This window comes from Janibacter terrae (assembly GCF_039636765.1).
Lineage (GTDB): Bacteria > Actinomycetota > Actinomycetes > Actinomycetales > Dermatophilaceae > Janibacter > Janibacter terrae.
Genome location: NZ_CP144167.1, coordinates 3,122,633 through 3,142,304, shown reverse-complemented (window position 1 = coordinate 3,142,304; position 19,672 = coordinate 3,122,633). Strand labels below are relative to the sequence as shown.

General features: G+C 73.5%; 21 protein-coding genes. 13 read left to right on the top strand and 8 right to left on the bottom strand.

Annotation, left to right across the window (positions count from 1 at the left end; translation table 11 throughout):
• Positions 1-18: 18 nt before the first annotated feature.
• The 6 genes from V3C34_RS15645 (at position 19) to guaA (ending at position 7,315) form a co-directional block, all read left to right on the top strand.
• Positions 19-1,140 (top strand): GuaB3 family IMP dehydrogenase-related protein, encoded by a 1,122-nt coding sequence (locus V3C34_RS15645; RefSeq protein ID WP_068321749.1) that lies wholly within the window; start codon positions 19-21, stop codon positions 1,138-1,140.
• A gap of 66 nt (positions 1,141-1,206) precedes the next feature.
• Positions 1,207-2,799, top strand: coding sequence for a succinic semialdehyde dehydrogenase (locus tag V3C34_RS15640; protein WP_346007606.1), 1,593 nt, complete (start codon positions 1,207-1,209; stop codon positions 2,797-2,799).
• A gap of 5 nt (positions 2,800-2,804) precedes the next feature.
• Entirely contained in the window at positions 2,805-4,601 is a 1,797-nt protein-coding gene (locus V3C34_RS15635; RefSeq protein ID WP_338537692.1) for a GMC family oxidoreductase, read from the top strand.
• Between the two features lie 9 nt (positions 4,602-4,610).
• Positions 4,611-5,360 carry an SURF1 family protein gene (locus V3C34_RS15630; RefSeq protein ID WP_068321757.1) on the top strand — a complete coding sequence of 250 codons (750 nt, stop codon included), beginning with the start codon at positions 4,611-4,613 and terminating at the stop codon, positions 5,358-5,360.
• A complete protein-coding gene (locus V3C34_RS15625) occupies positions 5,357-5,704 on the top strand; it encodes a DUF3817 domain-containing protein (RefSeq protein ID WP_068321760.1) in 348 nt (115 codons plus the stop codon). The genes V3C34_RS15630 and V3C34_RS15625 overlap by 4 nt, the downstream gene beginning before the upstream one ends.
• Positions 5,705-5,713: 9 nt before the next feature.
• On the top strand, positions 5,714-7,315 hold the full coding sequence (guaA, locus tag V3C34_RS15620; protein ID WP_068322481.1) for a glutamine-hydrolyzing GMP synthase: 1,602 nt from the start codon (positions 5,714-5,716) through the stop codon (positions 7,313-7,315).
• A 24-nt stretch (positions 7,316-7,339) separates the two neighbouring features.
• On the opposite strand, the gene V3C34_RS15615 is transcribed toward guaA, so the two are convergent.
• Complete coding sequence (locus tag V3C34_RS15615; RefSeq protein ID WP_169701789.1) at positions 7,340-7,807, bottom strand: hypothetical protein; 468 nt, start codon at positions 7,805-7,807, stop codon at positions 7,340-7,342.
• Positions 7,808-7,837: 30 nt separating this feature from the next.
• Here V3C34_RS15615 and V3C34_RS15610 point away from each other — a divergent pair, with 30 nt between their 5' ends.
• The 3 genes from V3C34_RS15610 to V3C34_RS15600 are packed head-to-tail and all read left to right on the top strand — an operon-like array spanning position 7,838 to position 10,692.
• A complete protein-coding gene (locus V3C34_RS15610; protein ID WP_082807388.1) occupies positions 7,838-8,536 on the top strand; it encodes a lysophospholipid acyltransferase family protein in 699 nt (232 codons plus the stop codon).
• 24 nt (positions 8,537-8,560) lie between these two features.
• The gene (locus V3C34_RS15605) at positions 8,561-9,904 is read left to right on the top strand and encodes a Mur ligase family protein (RefSeq protein WP_346007605.1); all 1,344 of its coding nucleotides are present in this window, start codon (positions 8,561-8,563) and stop codon (positions 9,902-9,904) included.
• The gene (locus tag V3C34_RS15600; RefSeq protein ID WP_346007604.1) at positions 9,901-10,692 is read left to right on the top strand and encodes a cobalamin biosynthesis protein CobB; all 792 of its coding nucleotides are present in this window, start codon (positions 9,901-9,903) and stop codon (positions 10,690-10,692) included. Before V3C34_RS15605 ends, V3C34_RS15600 begins: the two co-directional genes overlap by 4 nt.
• Here V3C34_RS15600 and V3C34_RS15595 read toward each other — a convergent pair whose 3' ends face one another.
• Together V3C34_RS15595 and V3C34_RS15590 are read right to left on the bottom strand one after the other, a co-directional pair.
• On the bottom strand, positions 10,693-11,760 hold the full coding sequence (locus V3C34_RS15595; RefSeq protein ID WP_082807390.1) for a lysylphosphatidylglycerol synthase transmembrane domain-containing protein: 1,068 nt from the start codon (positions 11,758-11,760) through the stop codon (positions 10,693-10,695).
• On the bottom strand, positions 11,757-12,602 hold the full coding sequence (locus tag V3C34_RS15590; RefSeq protein ID WP_346007603.1) for a PIG-L family deacetylase: 846 nt from the start codon (positions 12,600-12,602) through the stop codon (positions 11,757-11,759). Before V3C34_RS15590 ends, V3C34_RS15595 begins: the two co-directional genes overlap by 4 nt.
• Positions 12,603-12,645: 43 nt before the next feature.
• Between V3C34_RS15590 and V3C34_RS15585 the strand changes: the two genes are divergently transcribed.
• The 3 genes from V3C34_RS15585 to V3C34_RS15575 are packed head-to-tail and all read left to right on the top strand — an operon-like array spanning position 12,646 to position 14,739.
• Positions 12,646-13,725, top strand: a complete 1,080-nt coding sequence (locus V3C34_RS15585; protein ID WP_346007602.1) for a glycosyltransferase family 4 protein — start codon at positions 12,646-12,648, stop codon at positions 13,723-13,725.
• Positions 13,722-14,366, top strand: a complete 645-nt coding sequence (locus V3C34_RS15580) for an NUDIX hydrolase (RefSeq protein WP_346007601.1) — start codon at positions 13,722-13,724, stop codon at positions 14,364-14,366. The genes V3C34_RS15585 and V3C34_RS15580 overlap by 4 nt, the downstream gene beginning before the upstream one ends.
• Positions 14,367-14,400: 34 nt before the next feature.
• Positions 14,401-14,739 carry a hypothetical protein gene (locus V3C34_RS15575; RefSeq protein ID WP_068321779.1) on the top strand — a complete coding sequence of 113 codons (339 nt, stop codon included), beginning with the start codon at positions 14,401-14,403 and terminating at the stop codon, positions 14,737-14,739.
• Positions 14,740-14,800: 61 nt separating this feature from the next.
• Here the strand turns inward: V3C34_RS15575 and V3C34_RS15570 are convergent, their stop codons facing one another.
• From V3C34_RS15570 to V3C34_RS15560, 3 genes are all read right to left on the bottom strand, one after another.
• Complete coding sequence (locus V3C34_RS15570) at positions 14,801-15,673, bottom strand: DUF559 domain-containing protein (protein ID WP_346007600.1); 873 nt, start codon at positions 15,671-15,673, stop codon at positions 14,801-14,803.
• A 137-nt stretch (positions 15,674-15,810) separates the two neighbouring features.
• Positions 15,811-16,800 (bottom strand): quinone oxidoreductase, encoded by a 990-nt coding sequence (locus V3C34_RS15565; RefSeq protein WP_346007599.1) that lies wholly within the window; start codon positions 16,798-16,800, stop codon positions 15,811-15,813.
• Positions 16,801-16,823: 23 nt separating this feature from the next.
• On the bottom strand, positions 16,824-17,654 hold the full coding sequence (locus V3C34_RS15560) for a uracil-DNA glycosylase (RefSeq protein ID WP_346007598.1): 831 nt from the start codon (positions 17,652-17,654) through the stop codon (positions 16,824-16,826).
• A gap of 33 nt (positions 17,655-17,687) precedes the next feature.
• On the opposite strand from V3C34_RS15560, the gene V3C34_RS15555 reads away from it, so the two are divergent.
• On the top strand, positions 17,688-18,014 hold the full coding sequence (locus V3C34_RS15555) for a TfoX/Sxy family protein (protein ID WP_346007597.1): 327 nt from the start codon (positions 17,688-17,690) through the stop codon (positions 18,012-18,014).
• Here V3C34_RS15555 and ligD read toward each other — a convergent pair.
• Together ligD and V3C34_RS15545 are read right to left on the bottom strand one after the other, a co-directional pair.
• Positions 18,011-18,976, bottom strand: a complete 966-nt coding sequence (ligD, locus tag V3C34_RS15550) for a non-homologous end-joining DNA ligase (RefSeq protein WP_338537700.1) — start codon at positions 18,974-18,976, stop codon at positions 18,011-18,013. The genes V3C34_RS15555 and ligD overlap by 4 nt on opposite strands.
• 21 nt (positions 18,977-18,997) lie before the next feature.
• Positions 18,998-19,588: a GNAT family N-acetyltransferase gene (locus V3C34_RS15545; RefSeq protein WP_346007596.1), complete on the bottom strand. Its 591-nt coding sequence runs from the start codon at positions 19,586-19,588 to the stop codon at positions 18,998-19,000.
• Positions 19,589-19,672: the final 84 nt, after the last annotated feature.

Here is a 19,672-nt window from a genome sequence, read left to right as displayed (position 1 = left end):
GCCCTTTAGGGTGGGTGGGTGAACGAGATCGAGATCGGCCGGGGCAAGCGGGGCCGCAGGGCCTACTCCTTCGACGACATCGCCGTGCTGCCGAGCCGCCGCACGCGCGATCCGGAGGAGGTCTCGCTCGACTGGCAGATCGATGCCTACCACTTCGACATGCCGGTCATCGCGGCCCCGATGGACTCGGTCATGTCGCCGACCACGGCCATCGCCTTCGGCGAGGCCGGTGGCCTGCCCGTCCTCGACCTCGAGGGCCTGTGGACGCGCTACCCGGACCCCGAGCCGCTCCTGGCCGAGATCGCCTCGCTCGACCCGGCCGTGGCCACCGCCCGCATGCAGGAGATCTACGCCGCGCCGATCCAGCCCGAGCTCATCACCGAGCGGCTGAGGCAGATCCGCGCCGCCGGGGTCACGGTCGCCGGTGCCCTCAGCCCGCAGAACACCCAGCAGCACTGGAAGTGCGTCGTCGACGCCGGGGTCGACCTCTTCGTCATCCGGGGCACGACGGTCTCCGCGGAGCACGTGAGCAGCCGCGCCGAGCCGCTGAACCTCAAGCGCTTCATCTACGAGCTCGACGTGCCCGTCATCGTCGGCGGCGCCGCGGGCTACACCGCGGCCCTGCACCTCATGCGCACCGGCGCCGCGGGCGTCCTCGTCGGCTTCGGTGGCGGTGCGGCGCACACGACGCGCAAGGCGCTGGGCATCCACGCCCCGATGGCGAGCGCGGTCGCCGACGTCGCCGCCGCCCGCCGCGACTACCTCGACGAGTCCGGCGGCCGGTACGTGCACGTCATCGCCGACGGCGGCCTCGGCACGAGCGGCGACATCGTCAAGGCCATCGCCTGCGGTGCCGACGCGGTCATGCTGGGGGCCGCCCTGGCTCGGGCCGCCGACGCGCCGGGTCGCGGGTACCACTGGGGCGCCGAGGCGCACCACCCGGAACTGCCCCGCGGCGCCCGCGTCGAGGTCGGCTCGGTCGCGCCCCTCCAGGAGGTCCTCTTCGGCCCCAGCCGGGTGGCCGACGGCTCGACCAACCTCATCGGCGCCCTGCGCCGGGCGATGGCCACCACCGGGTACACCGAGGTCAAGGAGCTGCAGCGCATCGAGGTCGTCGTCGCGCCGCACCAGCCGAGCTGATCCCCCTTCGTCCCATCCGGGGCGCTCCCCATGGCCTGCGGCGGCGCGCACGGTTACCCTTGGGTAATGACCTCGGAGATCATCGCTGACCCTGAGCTGGACCCGACGGCCACCTACGCCGTGGACCCGGGCCGCACCCGCCGGTACGCCAGTCGGGTGGTGGCCTCACCCCGGGCGGAGGCCTTCACGCGGACCTCGCCGCTCACCGGCGGCCCGATCGCCTCGCTGCCGATGTCGACCACCGAGGACGTCCACCGGGCCGTGGCCGCGGCCCGCGCGGCCCAGCCCCGGTGGGCGGCGACCTCCTTCGACGAGCGCCGGCGCATCATGCTGCGCTTCCACGACCTGGTCCTGGCCAAGCAGGTCGAGCTGCTCGACCTGGTCCAGATCGAGTCCGGCAAGGTGCGCAAGCAGGCCTTCGAGGAGGTCCTCGACACCGCGCTCGCCGCGCGCTACTACGCCCGCACCGCCGAGGCGCACCTGCGGACGCGCCGGGTCGCCGGTGCCTACCCGGTGCTGACGCAGACCCGCGTGCTCCACCACCCCAAGGGCGTCGTCGGGATCGTCTCCCCGTGGAACTACCCGCTGAGCCTGGCCATCACCGACGCGCTGCCCGCGCTCATGGCCGGCAACGCCGTCGTCCTGCGGCCGGACCAGCAGGGCTCGGTCACCGCGCTCGCCGGCGTCGAGCTGCTGCGCGAGGCCGGCCTGCCCGAGGGCGTCCTCCAGGTGGTCCTCGGCTCCGGTCAGGAGGCCGGCCAGGCGGTCGTCGACTCCACCGACTACGTCAGCTATACCGGGTCGACCCGCACGGGGCGCGGTGTCGCCCGGTCGGCGGCGGCCCGGCTGGTCTCCTTCAGCCTCGAGCTCGGCGGCAAGAACTCCGTCTACGTCGCCGCCGACGCCGACCTCGACCGCGCCGTCGAGGGCGCCGTGCGGGCATGCTTCTCCAGCGCGGGGCAGCTGTGCATCTCCACCGAGCGGGTCGTCGTCCACGAGGCCGTCGCCGACGAGTTCGTCCCGCGGTTCGTCGCCGCGGTCGACGCCATGACGCTCGGCACGGCGCTCGAGTACGGGTACGACATGGGCTCGCTGGTGAACCAGGCCCAGCTCGACACCGTCACCGCCCACCTCGAGGACGCCGTGGCGAAGGGGGCGAGGATCCTCACCGGCGGACGCCACCGCCCCGAGATCGGGCCCTTCGTCTTCGAGCCCACCGTGCTCGAGGGCGTCACCTCCGCGATGACCTGCCGGGACGAGGAGACCTTCGGCCCGCTCGTCTCGATCTACCGGGTCGCCGACGACGCGGCCGCGATCGCGCTGGTCAACGACACCGAGTACGGCCTCAACTCCTCGGTCTGGACCCGGGACGTGCGCCGCGGCCGGGAGATCGCCGCCCGCATCCGCACGGGCACGGTCAACATCAACGAGTGCTACGCCGCCGCGTGGGCGTCGATGGGCGCGCCGATGGGCGGGATGAAGGACTCCGGCATGGGCCGCCGTCACGGAGCCGAGGGGATCCTGAAGTACACCGAGGCGCAGACCGTCGCCGCGCAGCACCTCCTGCCGATCGCCCCGGCCCTCGGGATGAGCGACAGGGTGCACGCCAAGGTCCTCACCGCGGGCCTGCGCCTGATGAAGACGGCAGGGATGAGGTGAGCCCGGTGCAGACCACCGACACCGACGTGCTCGTCATCGGGTCCGGCTTCGGCGGCTCCGTCGCCGCCCTGCGCCTGGCGGAGAAGGGCTACCGCGTCATGGTGCTCGAGGCCGGGCGACGCTTCGCCGACGAGGACTTCGCCGAGACGAGCTGGGACCTGAAGAACTTCCTGTGGGCCCCCCGGGCCGGGTGCTACGGCATCCAGCGCATCCACCTGCTCAAGGACGTCATGGTCCTCGCCGGGGCGGGCGTCGGCGGCGGGTCGCTCAACTACGCCAACACGCTCTACGTGCCGCCGGAGGTCTTCTTCACGGACCGCCAGTGGGGCCACATCACCGACTGGCAGTCCGAGCTGAAGCCCCACTACGACATGGCGAGCACGATGCTCGGGGTCGTGACCAACCCCTGCGAGTCCGTCGTCGAGGACGTCATGCGCAGCGCCGCCGCCGAGATGGGCGTCGCCGACACCTTCCGCAAGACGCCCGTGGGTGTGCTCTTCGGTGACGACGACTCGAGCGAGCAGCAGGGGCGCACCGTCGCGGACCCGTACTTCGGGGGCGCCGGGCCCACCCGCACGACGTGCACCGAGTGCGGCAACTGCATGGTCGGCTGCCGCGTCGGCGCCAAGAACACGCTCGTCAAGAACTACCTGGCCCTCGCCGAGGGGTTGGGCGTCCAGATCGTCCCGATGCGCACGGTGACCCGGGTGGGCGTCGTGCCCGGGACCGAGGGCCCCGACGAGGTCTACCGGGTGCGGCACGAGGCCACGGACGCCCCGGGTGACCGGAGCGCGCGGGTCGTCACCGCGGGCAAGGTCGTCGTCGCGGCCGGGACGTGGGGCACGCAGCACCTGCTCCACGCCATGAAGGCCGATGGCGAGCTGCCGGGCACCAGCGACCGGCTGGGTGAGCTGACCCGGACCAACTCGGAGGCCCTCGTCGGCGCGCTCGCCAGCACCCCGCCCACCGGCGAGGACGACCTGACGAAGGGGGTGGCGATCACCTCCTCCTTCCACCCGGACGAGGCCACCCACATCGAGAACGTCCGCTACGGGCGCGGGTCGGACGCCATGGGCCTGCTGACCACGCTCCTGGCGCCGCCGAGGACCGGGCGCACCCCCCGCGTCCTGAAGCTCCTTGCCGACCTGCCGCGCAACCTCCCCGCGCTCAGGGCGTGGTTCCCGCCGGGGACCCACTTCGCGGACAGCACGGTCATCGGCCTGGTCATGCAGTCCCTGGACAACTCGCTGACGACCTACCTGACCCAGGGCCCCCGCGGTCGTCGGCTGACGTCCCGGCAGGGGCACGGCGAGGAGAACCCCACGTACATCGCGGCCGGGCACGAGGGCATCAAGGTCATCGCCGAGCAGCTCTCGTCGCGGCTCGGGCAGCCCTTCTACGCGGGCGGCACGTGGAGCGAGGCCTTCGACATCCCGCTCACCGCGCACTTCCTCGGCGGCGCCCCGATCAGCGACTCTCCCTCGACCGGGGTCATCGACCCCTACCAGCGCCTGTGGGGCCACCCCGGCATCAGCGTGGTCGACGGGTCCGCGGTCTCGGCGAACCTCGGCGTCAACCCGTCGCTGACGATCACCGCCCAGTCGGAGCGGGCCTTCTCGATGTGGCCCAACGCCGGCGACGCGGACCCGCGTCCGCCGCAGGGCGAGGCCTACCGCCGTGTCGACGCGGTCGTGGCCCGGCAGCCGGCGGTGCGCGAGTACACCCACGCCAGCGCCAGGGTGACCCTGCCCGTGCCCACCGTCCGCGACGGTGTGTCCAGGGCGTCCGGAGTGCTCACGTAGCCTGAGCGGGTGCTCAGGACCGCCGCTCGACCCCGCTGGCTGGGGCTGCTCGTCGTGGCGCTGGTCCTCGTGGCCCTCGGCATCACCGCCGGGCGCTGGCAGTGGTCCGTCGCCCACGACGAGGCCCGCGCCGACGCCGTGCGCGAGGTCCAGGACCGTCCGGTGCGGCCGCTCGCCGACGTCGTGGCCCCCCACGAGGGCTTCCCCGACGACGGGTCCGGGCAACGGGTCTCGACGCGGGGCGAGTACGTGGGGGACCCCCTTCGCATCCTCGATCGTCGACTCGACGGCCGGCCGGTCGAGTGGGTCCTCGACCGGTTCGTCGTCGCGGAGAGCGGCGCCAACCTGCCGGTCGTGCGCGGCTGGGTCCCGGAGGGCGAGGACGCACCGGCGGCGCCGTCGGGCACGATCGAGCTCGTCGGGTCGTTGGCTCCTGCGGAGGCCCCGGACGAGACCGGTGGCGTGCGGGACGGCGAGCTGACCTCCGTCGACGTCGCCCAGCTCGTCAACGTCTGGCCGGGCGAGATCTACAACGGCTTCGCGTTCGCCGTCACGGAGGACGGGACGGCGGAGGCGAAGGGGGTCCAGCGCGTCCCCCCGCCGCTGCCGGACACCTCGCTGCAGTGGCGCAACGTCATGTACGCCTTCCAGTGGTGGATGTTCTCGGTCTTCGCGCTGTGGATGTGGGTCAAGATGGTGCGCCAGGCGGCGCGCCCGGAGCAGACGGCAGCCGCCGTCCAGATGGAGGAGAGCACGTGAGCACGGACAACAGGACCCGACCCGCAGCCCACCCGCGGGCCATCGCGGGTGCGCTGACCTTCTTCCGTGGCGCGGCGATCGTCGCCGGTCTGGCGATGTTCGTCCTCATCGTCGAGATGGTCCTCAAGTACGGCCTGGACAACGACGTGCTCACCTGGTGGTCGCCCGTCCACGGCCTGATCTTCATGGTCTTCGCGGTGGCGACGGCCAACCTGGGGTTCAAGGTCGGCTGGTCGGTCGGGCGGATGGTCCTCATCCTCCTGCTGGCCTGCATCCCGTTCCTCGCCTTCGTCGAGGAGCGTCGGGTCGTGCGCGAGGTCGGCCCGCTCACCGCGCCCCGGTAACCTGTGCGCGTGACGGATTCGCTCAAGACCTCCCCGGCCGACTCCCTCAAGACCTCGCCGGTCCTGGTGGTCGACTACGGCGCCCAGTACGCCCAGCTCATCGCCCGACGGGTGCGTGAGGCGAAGATCTACAGCGAGGTCGTGCCGCACACGATGCCCGTGGCCGAGATCCTCGCCAAGGAGCCGGCCGCGGTGATCCTCTCCGGGGGGCCCTCGTCGGTCTACGCCGAGGACGCCCCGGGTCTGGACGTCGCGCTGCTCGAGGCCGGGGTCCCCGTCTTCGGCATGTGCTACGGCTTCCAGGCGATGGTCCGGGCGCTCGGGGGCACCGTCGAGCGGACCGGCCTGCGCGAGTACGGCTCGACCCGCGCACAGGTCAGCGACCGCGAGTCCACGCTCTTCAACGGCCAGCCCGCCGAGCAGTCGGTGTGGATGAGCCACGGCGACTCCGTCACCGAGGCCCCCGAGGGCATGCGGGTCACCGCGAGCACGTCCGGCGCACCCGTCGCGGCCTTCGAGGACGACGAGCGCCGTCTCTACGGCGTGCAGTGGCACCCCGAGGTCATGCACTCGACCTTCGGCCAGCCGGTCCTGGAGAACTTCCTCCTGCGCGGCGCCGGGCTCACCCCCGACTGGACCGCGGACAACGTCATCGACGAGCAGGTCGCGACCATCCGCGAGACCGTCGGCGAGGACCGGGTCCTGTGCGCCCTCTCCGGCGGCGTCGACTCGTCCGTCGCCGCCGCGCTCGTCCAGCGGGCCGTCGGCGAGCAGCTCACCTGCGTCTTCGTCGACCACGGCCTGCTGCGCCAGGGCGAGGCCGAGCAGGTCGAGGAGGAGTTCGTCGCCGCGACCGGCGTCCACCTCGTCGTCGTCGACGCCCGGGAGCGGTTCCTCTCCGCGCTCGCCGGGGTGACCGACCCGGAGGAGAAGCGCAAGATCATCGGCCGCGAGTTCATCCGCGTCTTCGAGCAGGCGGCCCGCGACGTCGTCGGTGAGGGCGCCGACGAGGGCCACCCCGTCAAGTGGCTCGTGCAGGGCACGCTCTACCCGGACGTCGTCGAGTCCGGGGGCGGCACCGGTGCGGCCAACATCAAGTCGCACCACAACGTCGGTGGCCTGCCCGACGACCTGCAGTTCAAGCTCATCGAGCCGCTGCGCGCTCTCTTCAAGGACGAGGTGCGCCAGGTCGGTCGCGAGCTCGGTGTCCCCGACCCGATCGTCGACCGCCAGCCCTTCCCCGGGCCGGGGCTGGGCATCCGCATCATCGGTGAGGTCACCGAGACCAACCTCGACATCCTGCGCCGGGCCGACGCGATCGCCCGCGAGGAGCTGACCGCGGCCGGTCTCGACAAGGAGATCTGGCAGTGCCCGGTCGTCCTGCTCGCCGACGTTCGCTCGGTCGGCGTCCAGGGCGACGGCCGCACCTACGGCCACCCGATCGTCCTGCGCCCCGTCTCCTCCGAGGACGCCATGACGGCCGACTGGACTCGCGTGCCCGGTGACGTCCTCGCGCACATCTCGAACCGGATCACCAACGAGGTCGAAGAGGTCAACCGGGTCGTGCTCGACGTGACGAGCAAGCCGCCGGGCACCATCGAGTGGGAGTGAGCGCAGGCGCCCCGGGGGCCGCGCTCAGCCGAGCAGCGCTGCGCCGAGCGCGCAGCCGAGGACGAGCACGGTGACGAGCGCGAGGAGCGCGAGCACCACGCCGAGTCCCTTGCGCGTCTGCTTGACGTGGCCGATGGAGCCGGTCGTGAACTGGTGCCACGGCACGGCGTAGTACCCGGGGACCGTCTGGCCCTCACGGATGTCGAGGTCCATCGACGCCTGCCCGTACTGCCGCAGCCACTGGGTGTGCACGTCGACGCGGTGGCGCCCGGGGCGAAGGGGGTAGAAGTTGGGTCCGAAGCCCCCCGGCACCGGGTAGCCGTCGATGTGGACCGACGGGGTGAGCCCCGCGGTCATCGCATTGCCCTGGAGGGTGAGCACCAGGGCGCCGTGGCCGGCGGGCGGCTGCAGGAACGCGGCCTGCGGCCCGGTGACCGGCATGACCGGCTGCTGGTGGGGCTGGGGCTGGTGCGGCGGTGGAACGTTCGTCATGGCAGCGAGGCTAGTGACTACTCTGGCCGGGTGAACGGCAACCTCCCCATGCGCGGGCTCGAGTGGCTCCTGCGTCGAGTCCTCGTGGGACCTCCCCTTCGCGCCTACCTGCGCCTGCGGGTCGAGGGCGCCGAGCACATCCCGGCCACCGGTCCGGTCATCATCGCGAGCAACCACCTGAGCTTCGTGGACTCCATGGTCATCCCGATCGCGGCCGGCCGCAAGGTCGGCTTCCTCGGCAAGGCCGAGTACGTGCAGGGCACCGGGGTCTCCGGCTGGCTCGGTCGGCTGTGGTTCGGGGAGTTCGGCGGCATGATCCCCGTGGACCGCTCGGACGCCCGGGCCGCCGCCCGCTCGATCGAGCTCGCCGAGGAGCACCTGGCCCGCGGGGGAGCCTTCGGCATCTACCCCGAGGGGACCCGCAGCCGGGACGGCCGGCTGCACAAGGGACGCACCGGCGTCGGGCGGCTCGCCCTGGCCAGCGGGGCCACGGTCGTCCCGTGCGCGCTCGTCGGCACCGACAAGGCGCAGCCGGTCGACTCCCGCGGCATCCGTCCGCACCGGGTCACCGTGCGCTTCGCGCCACCGGTCGACGTCGCCGCGCTGCAGGCGCAGTACACCAAGGCCCGGCTGCTGCGCGCGATCACCGACGAGGTCATGGACGCGATCGCGCAGCGCTCCCCGCAAGAGCGCTCCGACGACTACGCCAACCGCCCCGACTCGGCCTGAGGCACGCTTGAGTACGCTGGCGCGGTGCTGAAGACCACCGTCGCCGCCCTCGCCGGCAAGGCCGCCCGCCGTGCCGCCCGACTCCGCGGCGGCGGCTCCGGGGGCTCCGCGCTCCCCGGTCTCGTCGCCGAGCGGATCGACCCCGGGTTCCTCGCGCACGCGCTGGCGGACGTGCCGGGCGGCATCGTCGTCGTGTCCGGGACCAACGGCAAGACGACGACGACCAAGATGCTCGTCGCGCTGCTGCGGGCGCACGGGCGCACGGTCTTCACCAACCCGACGGGCAGCAACTTCACCCGCGGGGTGATCTCCGCGATGCTCGCCGAGATGCCGCTGCGCGGCCGGCTCGAGGCCGACATCGCGGTGCTCGAGCTCGACGAGGCCCACGCCCTGCACTTCGCCCGGGCGGTCGCACCGACGCACGCCCTCCTGCTCAACGTCGCCCGCGACCAGCTCGACCGCTTCGCCGAGATCGACCACACCGCGGGGCTGCTCGAGCAGCTCGCCGGCATGACGACCCGGGGGGTCGTGCTCAACCGCGACGACCCCTTCGTCAACCGCATCGCGACGACCCTCGCCCCCGGCGTCGGGGTCTCGTGGTTCGGCCTCGACGCCTCCGTCGCCGAGCGCCTCGGTGAGCTGCAGGAGCACGACTCCCGCGCCCACGACGCGTGGACGCCACCGGCGGTCACCGCCGAGGACGCGCTCCTGGTGCCGCTCGACGAGCAGCGCCTGCGCGTGGACTTCGGCGAGCACGGCGAAGGGGGCACCGTCGGCCCCGTCGAGCTGCGCCAGCGTGGCCTCGCCGCGATGATCAACGCGACGGCCGCCACCGCCACCGCCCGCGCGCTGCTCGGCGACGACTTCCGCACCGACGCCGCGGAGCAGGCCCTGCGCACGGTGGCGCCCCCCTTCGGCCGCGGTGAGGTCATCGACGCCGACGGGACCCCGCTCGAGCTCGTCCTGGTCAAGAACCCCGCCGGGTTCACGGTCGCGCTCGGCACCTACGGGTCGACCCCCGTCGCGTCGATGATCGCGATCAACGACGACTACGCCGACGGGCGCGACGTGTCGTGGCTCTACGACGTGAGCTTCGAGTCCCTGCGGGACCAGGGCGTCGCCGTCACCAGCGGCGTGCGCGGCTGGGACATGGCGCTGCGCCTGCAGTACGACGAGGTGCCCGTCGGCGGGACCGAGGTCGACCTCGCGCGAGCCCTGGACGGCTTCCTCGCCGCGCACCGCGACGAGCCCAAGCGGATCTTCTGCACCTACACGGCGATGCTCGCGCTGCGACGCATGCTGGGGGAGCGGTACGACCTGCCCGAGATGGGCGTCGACGCCCCCGAGCCCACCGGAGGTGCGGCATGAGCCGCGACATCACGATCCTCGGCGAGCCCGCCGGCTCCGACCTGCCGGCCGAGCCCGGCAGCGAGGGCAAGGGCGAGATCCACCTCGTGCACCTCTACCCGCGCGAGATGAGCATCTACGGCGACCTCGGCAACACCCGGTGTCTCGCCTCGCGGATCCGGCGCCACGGGTACGTGCCCGTCGTCCACCAGCACCACCCCGGGCAGGACCTGCCCGAGCAGGTCGACCTGCTCGTCGGCGGCGGCGGCCAGGACTCCGGCCAGGCGAAGGTGGAGGAGGACCTCGAGCGGATCGCCGACCGGCTGCGCGCCCTGGCCGCCGACGGCACGCCGATGCTCATGATCTGCGGGATGTACCAGCTCTTCGGCAATGCCTTCATCACCGTGCAGGGCCAGCGCCTGCCCGGCCTGGGCATCCTCGACGTCACGACCCAGGGCAACGAGAAGCGGATGATCGGCCCCGTCGTGCTCTCCACCGACCACGGTGACGTCGTCGGCTACGAGAACCACTCGGGATCCACGACGCTCGGGGCGGGGCAGACTCCCTTCGGCCGGGTGCGGCACGGCCTGGGCAACAACGGCAACGACGGCACCGAGGGCGCGATCACCGGCCACGTCATCGGCTCGTACCTGCACGGCCCGATCCTCCCCGCCAACCCGCAGCTCGCGGACACGCTCATCGGGTGGGCGGCCGAGTCGGCGACGGGGCGCGGCTTCGAGCCGGGCGTGCTCGACGACGAGGTGGCCCGGCAGGCGCAGACGCGCCAGGTGCGCCGCCTGCTCGGCTGATCAGGCCTCGGTCTCGGCGAGCTCCCGGGCGCTGGCCTTGGGCATGAGGCTCCACGCCACCCACCCGAGCGCCCCGAGCGGGATCTCGAGGAAGTGCGTGAAGATCGAGAAGAGCACGACCCCCGCCATCGACGCGGCCGGGTCGGCGCCCCACGCCACGAGCGCGGCCGCGGTACCCGTCTCGGTCACCCCGAGCCCTCCGGGCGTGACGCCGACGGCCGTGAGCAGCCGACCGATCGCGTACGCGGCGAAGAGCTGACCGAAGGGCAGCTCGATGCCGGTCGTGTCCGTGCACAGCAGGAAGAGCACGTAGTACAGGCCGAAGAACCCGACCATGCCGAGCGTCATCTGCAGCCAGCCGGTGCGGACCGTGTCGGCCGTGCGCTCGCGCATGCCGGTGAGGCCCCGCTCGACGGAGTCCCCGTGCCCCCGCCGCACGAGGCGGACGAGACGGTCGATGCCGTGGCCGAGACGGCGGGCACCCGCGTCGGTGCCGATGGCCACCGCGAAGAGGACGGCGATCGCCGTGCCGGAGAGCACCGCGGCCCACGCGGCCTCCCGCATCGCGGAGGGCAGGTCGGTGGCGCCCCAGGCCAGCGCGAGGACGGCGATGATCGGCAGGGCGACCCGCGCCAGGACGTTCCACACGCCGGTCACGACGGCCATCGTCGTGACGCTCGCGGCGGAGAAGCCCCAGGACTTGGCGATCGAGTAGGTCGCCGCGAGGCCGACCGCGCCGCCACCGGGCAGCAGGTTGGACACGGACGAGCCGCAGACGTTGAGGATGAGCGCGCGCACGTGACCCAGTCCGTGCATCGCGCCGGTCATGACGAAGGTGTAGCAGTAGAGCCCGCTCAGGACGAGCGCGACGAAGAGAGCGGCCCTCCACAGCGGCACGGTGTCGAGGACGGCGAGGACCTCCGACCAGGAGGTCTTGGCGAAGTGCGGCAGGCCCCACCAGAGCATGACGACCGCGAGCCCGAGGCCGAGGACGACCTGCGCCCCCCGGACGACGGGGGAGGTCCTCCGGGTCGTCGCCGCCACCGGCTCGCCCGGCGCGGCCGTCATGCCAGCCCCTCGAAGACGTCGGTCCGGGTCGTCCCGGCCGGCACGTCGGGGTCGACGTACCACTCGCGGCGGAAGACGAGGTCGTAGAGCGGCCGCGGGATGCGCACGAGCATGCCGAGCGTGCGGTCCCCGCCGCCGGAGTCGGCGCCCTGGCTCGCGTGGGCGCGCATGGACGCCCGCTTGGCGGCGGCGAAGTCGCGCACCGGGACCCGGTGGGTGATCTCGGCGCCGGCGACGAAGGCGCGGTCGAAGCTGCTGCGGTCGAACTCGGGCGGGAAGCGGTAGACCCTGGCGACCAGGTCGATGGCGCGGCAGATGAGGTCACGGGGGACCGTCGCCCAGAGCACCCGCACGGGCAGGCCGCGCTCGCGGGCGAGCTCGGCCGCGCGGGCCCCGACCTCGTGGACCCGCACGTGGTCACGGTGGCCGTAGCCGCCCCGGGGGTCGTAGGTCGTGAGGACGTCCGCGCGCTCCTGCAGGAGGATCCCGCAGAGCGCCTCGGCGGCCTCGTCCACGGGGACCCGCACGAAGCGTCGTCCGCCCGGCGGGTCGGCCGACACCTGCGGCCCGCTGCCGCTGTCGGCGTACCCGAGCTCGATGGTGCGGACGACGCCGAGCGCGCGGGCGCTCGCCGCCAGCTCCCGGCTGCGGGTGGCGGCGAGGGCATCCCCCTTCGTCCCGAAGGAGGCCTCGTCGGTGAGCCCGAGCGCGCCGTCGGTGGCGACGACGAGGACGACGCGGTGCCCCGCTGCGGCGGCGCGCGCCATGGTGCCCGCGGTCAGCAGGGCCTCGTCATCGGGGTGCGCGTGGAAGACCACGAGCGTGCGGGTCGGCTCGTCCATCGGGTGAAACCCTGCCACACCACCGCGTGGCACCCTTGGACCCGTGAAGGTCGCCCTGCTCTCCGACTGCTACCCGCCGCGCACCGGGGGGATCGAGTCGCAGGTGGGCGACCTGGCCGCGCAGCTCGCGGCCGCCGGGCACGAGGTCGAGGTCTTCACGGCGACTGCCGGGGGAGCGGGCACCGAGGGGGTGCGCGTGCACCGGCTCAGCACGCCGCTCTCGATGGGCCTGCCGGTCAACCCCTTCGCCCCGCCGGAGGCGCGACGTCTGCTGGCCGCCGGCGGCTTCGACGTGGCTCACGTGCACCTGGGGGTGGTCTCGCCCTTCGCCTGGGACATGACGCGGGTGACGACCTCGCTCGGTCTGCCGACGGCCCTGACCTGGCACTGCGTGCTCGACGGGGCGGCGCCGGCGATCGGACCCGCGGTCCGGCGGTGGGTGCGCCGGGGCGCCGTGCTGTCCGCGGTGTCGGCCTTCGCCGCGGACGGCGTGCGGCGGGCCGCGCGCGGTGGACCGGTCACCGTCCTGCCGAACGGGATCGACCCGAGCGCGTGGCCGCCCGGCCCGGTCCGCACGGGCGGCCCGGTGCGGGTCGTCACCGCCTCGCGTCTCGCACCGCGCAAGCGGGTGGGCGCCATGCTCTCGGTGGTCGCCGCGGCCCACCGGCGCCTGGGTCCGGGGACGATGGTCCTCGACGTCTACGGCGAGGGCCCGCTGCGACCGTGGCTCGAGGCGCGGGTCGCAGCTCTCGGGCTGACGGACGTCGTGCACCTGCGCGGGCGGGTCACGCGCACCGAGCTCGCGGCGGCGTGGCGCGAGGCCGACGTGTACCTGTCGCCGACCCGGCTGGAGGCCTTCGGCATCGCCGCGCTCGAGGCCCGCACCGCTGGCCTGCCCGTCGTCGCGCGCGGTGACTCGGGCGTGCGCGAGGTCGTGGCGGACGGACGCTCGGGGCTCCTCGCCGACGACGACACGGGTCTGGCCGACGCGCTCGTGCGGCTCGTCGCCGACGAGACCCTGCGGACCCGCATCGCGCGGCACAACACGCGCACGCCTCCGGCGCAGACCTGGGAGCGGGTCGTCGACCTGGCCGTCGCCGAGTACCGCAGGGCCGGTGCATGAGCGTCGTCGTCGTCGCCGGTGACGAGCGCCTGCCGCTGCGGCACGGGCAGCACCCGGTGGACCTCCTCGCGGAGCACGGCTGGGTGGGCGAGCCGGTGGGCTCTCGGCTCGGGCGAAGGGGGGAGGTCGAGGTCCACTACGACGTCGCGCCGGTCGACGCGCGACCGCCGGTCCCCGTCGAGCCGGGCCGTCCGGGTGCCCGCCGGCTGCAGCGCCTCGGGTCGTACGCGATCGTCGTCGCGTCCGGGCGGCTGCTGATGTCACGGCTGGCGGCCGGCGTCGTCGGCGGGGCCGGCCGGTGGACCCTGCCCGGGGGCGGGGTCGACCCCGGGGAGGAGCCGGTGGCCGGTCTCGTGCGCGAGGTGCACGAGGAGACCGGCCAGCACGTCGTGCCCGGAGGGCTCGTCCAGGTGCAGTCCGTGCACCGGGTCGCGGCCGACGGGTCCGAGGACTTCCATGCCGTGCGGCTGATCCACCTGGCGCACTGCCCCGACCCGGGACCGGCGCGGGTCGTGGAGGTCGACGGGTCCACCGGTGCCGCGGCCTGGGTGCCGATCGAGGAGGTGCCCGGCCTCCCGCTCGGGAGCATGATGGCGCCGCTGTGGCCGTGGGTGCCCGGCAGCCACTCCTACCCGCTGTAGGAGCGGCCGCGTCCGCTCGCCTACGCTGGCGGCCATGGAAGCCCTGCGTCTCGTCCTGTACGTCCTGCACATGATCGCCATGCTGGCGATCCTCGTCGGCCCGGCCGTCGCCGGTCGTGGTCACCTGGTCCAGGTGTGGGGCGCCCGCATCCAGCTGCTGCTCGGCCTCGGGCTGACCGGCATCGCCGAGGCCGGTGACGCCGAGGTCAACCACGCCAAGATCGGCACCAAGCTCGTCATCATGATCGCCGTCCTGGCCTGCGCCGAGATCGGCAACGCCAAGGCCAAGCGAGGCGAGGCCGCCGCGTCGAAGCTCGCCTGGGCCGCTGCCGGTCTGGCGCTGGTCAACGCCGCCATCGCCTTCCTCTGGTGACCTTGACGGTGTGTCGGACTGCAGCTCGTCACACCGACGCTCGATCCGGCCCGCGAGCTCGTCACGCGCCGAGTGAACTGCAGTACGACACGCGTTGCCGCACCACCCAGCCGATGACCTCGCGCACCCACTCCGGGTTGAACATCACCTGCTCCCACGCGAAGCGCAGCACGATCCAGCCGGAGATGATCATCTCGTCGTAGCGCCAGCAGTCCCGGCGCACGTCCAGACGGCTCTTGTGGAACTCGTGGCTGTCGGCCTCGAGGGCCACCCGCACGTCGTCACACCCGACGTCGGCGTGCAGGGCCTGACCGCTGCGCAGGGTGATCGGCTGCTGCGGCGCCCACGCGACATCGGTGGCCTCGACGGCCAGGGCCCTCAGGCCCGACTCGAAGGGGTTGACAGCCTGCGCCGACGCGAGGTCGAGCACCCGGCGGGCGGCTGCGCGACCGGTCCTCGGCAGGACGGCGCGGCTGAGCTTGTCGACGGTCACGGTGCCCGATCGCAGGGCCGAGTCCGCCACCGCGAGGGCGTCGGGCAGGGGCAGGTCGCGGGCGCAGTCGATCACGGTGCGCAACGCAGTCGTGGCGTGCAGCCCCAGGTCGTCGTCGGCGAGGGTCCGGTAGCGCAGGTCGAGATCGGTGGGCCGCCGGATGCGGCGCGTGCGCGAGGCGATGACCTCGGGGCGGTCAGGGACATGAAGGACGCCCCAGCCGTGGTCCAGGGCGGCGGTCCGGTGGCTCAGGTGCACCCCGAGCTGCGCCGCGCGGGCCGGGGCACCGTCCGCCGGAAGTCCGTAGACCCCGCGTCGGTGTCGAGCGACCTCCCCGGAGCGGAGTGCGCTCGCCACCGTCGCGGCCGTCGTGAGCTCGAGCAGCTGGGCGCGGGTGGCGGAGCCGCCGTGCTGGCCCACGAGATGGGTGACGATGCTCATCACCACAGCGTGGCCCGGTCGGCGATCCGCCCGTCCGGCTTGTCCACAGGTGGGTGTCGGACTGCAGTTCATCCCGCCGTGGCCCTACCCGGCCCGGGATCTCGTGAGGCGAGCCGTGAACTGCAGTGCGACACGCGTCAGGGGATGAGCAGCAGCTTCCCGGTCGACGCCCGTCCCTCGAGCGCCCGGTAGGCCTCGGCCGCGTCGGCGAACCCGTAGCGCCCGCCGACGGAGACCTCCAGCTCCCCGGCGGCGATCGCGCCGAAGACCTCGCGCCCGCGCCGGAGCAGGTCCTCGCGCTCCTCGATGTAGTGCGCCAGCGTCGGGCGGGTGACGAAGAGGGAGCCACCGGCGTTGAGCCGCTGCAGGTCGAAGGGCGGCACCTGCCCCGACGCGCCACCGAAGAGCACGAGCATCCCGCGCCGCCGCAGCGAGGCCAGCGACGCGTCGAAGGTCGCCTTGCCGACGCCGTCGTAGGCGACGTCGACCCCCTTCGCGGCACCGAGCCGCTCCGCCGCCGCGCGGATGTCCCCGGCGAGGTCGTCGGTCGCCGAGTAGTCGACGAGCTCGACGGCTCCGCGGGAGCGGGCGATGTCCAGCTTGGCCGGGGACCCGGCCGTGGCGATGACCTGTCCGCCGCGCGAGGTGATCATCTGCGTGAGCAGCTGACCCACGCCGCCCGCGGCGGCGTGGACGAGTGCCACGGTCCCCTCGCCGACCGGGAAGCAGTCGGTCACGAGGGCATGCGCCGTCATGCCCTGCAGGGTTGCGGCACAGGCGGTCTCGAGGTCGACGCCAGCGGGCACAGGCACCAGTCGGGCCGAGTCGGCCATGACGAGGCCCGCGTGCAGGCCGAGCGTCATCGACCAGGCGACCCGGTCGCCCACGGCCACGACGGCGCCCTCGCCGACGGCCCGCACGGTGCCCGCTGCCTCGTAGCCCTGCACGTACGGCGGGTGGGTGGGGTAGACCCCCTCGCGCTGGTACACGTCGATGAAGTTGACCCCCGCGGCCACGACCTCGACGTGCGCCTCCCCGGGCCCGGGGTCGGCCACCTGCCTCTCCTCGAGGGCGAGGACCTCGGGCCCTCCGTGGGCGGTGACGACGAGCGCTGTCGTGGTGGTCATGGGCCCACCCTAGGACGCGCCGGTCAGAGCGAGGCGATGACCTCGTCGAGCATGGACTCGGTGAGCTTGCCGGTGAAGGTGTTCTGCTGGCTCACGTGGTAGCAGCCGACGAGCGCGACCTCGCGGCCCTCGGGCGTGCGCAGGGTGGCGCGGGCGCCGTGCCCGAACTTCGGCTTCGGTCGCGGCACCTCCCAGCCCGCGTGCCGCACCCCGGCGATCGTCGCGTCCCAGCCGATGGACCCGAGGCACATGATCGAGCGGACGAAGGGGGCGCTCCTCGCCAGGTCGGCGTCGAGCCACGGTGCGCACGTCTGTCTTTCCACCAGGGTGGGCTTGTTCTGCGGGGGAGCGCAGCGCACCGGCGCGATGATCCGCACGCCGTCGAGCTCGAGACCGTCCCCGGCCGCCCACGAGACCGGTTGGTTGGCGTACCCGGCCCGGTGCAGCGCGGCGTAGAGCCAGTCGCCCGAGCGGTCGCCGGTGAAGTTGCGCCCGGTGCGGTTGGCGCCGTGCGCCGCCGGCGCCAGGCCGACGACGAGCACGGGCGCGTCCGGCGGGCCGAGCGCGGGCACCGGGCGGCCCCAGTACGGCTGGTCGGCGAAGGCCGCGCGCTTGGTCACCGCCACCTCCTCGCGCCACGTGACGAGTCGCGGGCAGGCGCGGCAGACCGAGATCCGCGCGTCGAGCTCGCCCTGCCCGACCGCACCGGCGGCCAGGCGGCGGACCTGGGCGGCGGTCCGCGCGACGGGGGTCGCGCTCGTCGCGAGGTCGTCCGGCCACCCGGTCCCCGGCACGACCGGCGAGGCGAAGGGGGCACCCGTCACCGGGTGCGGGAGGAGCACGTCGTCAGCCACCCCTCCACCTTAGGCACCTGCCATCGTGGAGCCATGGCGATCGACGAGGTCCTTGCGGACCGGGTCCGCACCGCGCTGTTCGACCGAGGTGTGCAGTGGGAGGAGAAGCGCATGTTCGGCGCTCTGATCTTCATGGTCGGCGGGTCGATCCTCGTCGGCTGCCGCGGTGGGGGAGGCCTGCTCGTCAGGGTCGCGCCGGAGGAGAGCGAGCAGCTCGTGGCGCGGGCCGGCCCGTACTACGTGCAGGTCGCCGACATGGGCGGCCGCGACATGGGGCCGAGCTGGCTCGACGTCTCGCCGGACGCCGTCGAGGACGAGGCAGGCCTGGGCCACTGGGTCGACGCGGCCCTGCGTCGCTAGTCCTCCGGGTCGATCGGCGGCTCCGCGCCCTCGGCCTCGTCCCGGTCGGCCCACTCGAGCAGCGGCGTGAGGTCGTGCGCCACGTCGTCGATGGTGGCGTGCAGGTCGCCGAGCCGCGCGTACCGCTCCGGCACGGTCGCGATCGTGCAGTCCCGCGGCTCGACGTCGGGGACCTCGTCCCAGGTGATCGGCGTCGAGACGGTGCCGGCGGCGTTGCCGCGCACCGAGTACGCCGCGGCGATCGTGTGGTCGCGGGCATTCTGGTTGTAGTCGACGAAGACCGCCGCCGGGTCGCGGTCCTTGCGCCACCACGTCGTCGTCACGTCCTTCGGCACGCGCCGCTCGACCTCGCGGGCGAAGGCGAGCGCCGCCCTTCGCACCTCGCCGAACTCCCACCTCGGCTCGACGCGCACGTAGACGTGCAGCCCGGACCCGCCGGAGGTCTTGGGGTAGCCCACGACCCCGAGCTCGTCGAGGACCTCGTGGACCACGCCGGCCACCCGTCGCACCCGCTCGAAGGGGGCGTCCGGCATGGGGTCGAGGTCGATGCGCCACTCGTCGGGGCGGTCGACGTCGGCGCGGCGGACGTTCCACGGGTGCAGCTCGACCGTGCTCATCTGCACGGCCCAGATGATCTGCGCGAGCTCGGTCGGGCACAGCTCGTCGGCGTGCAGGTCGTACCGGGGGAAGTGCAGCCGCACGGTCTCGACCCAGTCGGGCGCACCCTTGGGCAGGCGCTTCTGGTGGATCTTGGCGCCCGCGACGCCCTTGGGGAAGCGGTGCAGCATCGTCGGCCGCTCGCGCAGCGCGCTCAGGATCCCCTCGCCGACGGCGAGGTAGTACTGCGCGAGCTCGAGCTTGGTCTCACCGCGCTCGGGGAAGTACACGCGGTCGGGGGAGGAGATGCGCACATCCCGACCGCCGACGTCGAGGTGGACGTCCTCACCGTGCTCCTTGGCCATGCCCCCGAGCCTAGGGCCGCCTCAGCCGATGACGGCGCCCGCGGGCCGGTCGGTCGCGACCGTCGGCACCCAGTAGCGCCGCTTTCCGACGCGGGAGTCCTCGTAGGCCCCGCCGGCGCCCTCGATCGTCGCGCGGGAGGGGAGGTTGTCCTCGTCGCACGTGATGAGGACCCGTTCGAGCCCCATCTCGGCCGCGAGCTCCAGGACCTGCCGAAGGGCGGTGCCCGCGTGCCCCTGCCGCCGCGCCGAGGGGCGGATCGAGTACCCGATGTGCCCGCCCTGCTCGCGGAGGACGTCGGTCAGCTCGTGCCGGAGGGCGATCGACCCCAGGTAGTCGTCACCGTCGACGACCCACAGGAAGGTGCAGGGTACGTGGCCGGTGGGCCGGGGCGTCTCCGGCAGCTCGGCCGCACGCCGCACCTGCACGAGGCGGCGGAACTCGTCGGGGTCCTCCAGGCCCTCGCGGGTGAAGACGTGGCCGGCGAAGCCCGTCGCCTCGTCCCCCGCCTGCTGCCACTCGCCGTCACCGTCGCGGTGCGCGCCGCCGAACTCGTCGTGCGCCTCGAGGTAGGAGCGCTGGTAGCGGGCATCGGGTCGCACGATCTGGGCCATGGGAGGCACCCTAGGTGTTGCGGGGCATGAGGTTGGTGACACGAGGAGGGGCGTAACAGGGCGGGCAGGTCCCCGTGGCGACAG

What these genes read in the sequence shown, in the direction of transcription:
- V3C34_RS15615 (WP_169701789.1), bottom strand. Translation starts at nt 7,807, where the DNA reads ATGACGAACGTTCCACCGCCGCACCAGCCCCAGCCCCACCAGCAGCCG.
- V3C34_RS15575 (WP_068321779.1), top strand. Translation starts at nt 14,401, where the DNA reads ATGGAAGCCCTGCGTCTCGTCCTGTACGTCCTGCACATGATCGCCATG.
- V3C34_RS15640 (WP_346007606.1), top strand. Translation starts at nt 1,207, where the DNA reads ATGACCTCGGAGATCATCGCTGACCCTGAGCTGGACCCGACGGCCACC.
- V3C34_RS15600 (WP_346007604.1), top strand. Translation starts at nt 9,901, where the DNA reads ATGAGCCGCGACATCACGATCCTCGGCGAGCCCGCCGGCTCCGACCTG.
- V3C34_RS15565 (WP_346007599.1), bottom strand. Translation starts at nt 16,800, where the DNA reads ATGACCACCACGACAGCGCTCGTCGTCACCGCCCACGGAGGGCCCGAG.
- V3C34_RS15555 (WP_346007597.1), top strand. Translation starts at nt 17,688, where the DNA reads ATGGCGATCGACGAGGTCCTTGCGGACCGGGTCCGCACCGCGCTGTTC.
- V3C34_RS15580 (WP_346007601.1), top strand. Translation starts at nt 13,722, where the DNA reads ATGAGCGTCGTCGTCGTCGCCGGTGACGAGCGCCTGCCGCTGCGGCAC.
- V3C34_RS15590 (WP_346007603.1), bottom strand. Translation starts at nt 12,602, where the DNA reads ATGGACGAGCCGACCCGCACGCTCGTGGTCTTCCACGCGCACCCCGAT.
- V3C34_RS15570 (WP_346007600.1), bottom strand. Translation starts at nt 15,673, where the DNA reads ATGAGCATCGTCACCCATCTCGTGGGCCAGCACGGCGGCTCCGCCACC.
- V3C34_RS15545 (WP_346007596.1), bottom strand. Translation starts at nt 19,588, where the DNA reads ATGGCCCAGATCGTGCGACCCGATGCCCGCTACCAGCGCTCCTACCTC.
- ligD (WP_338537700.1), bottom strand. Translation starts at nt 18,976, where the DNA reads ATGGCCAAGGAGCACGGTGAGGACGTCCACCTCGACGTCGGCGGTCGG.
- V3C34_RS15595 (WP_082807390.1), bottom strand. Translation starts at nt 11,760, where the DNA reads ATGACGGCCGCGCCGGGCGAGCCGGTGGCGGCGACGACCCGGAGGACC.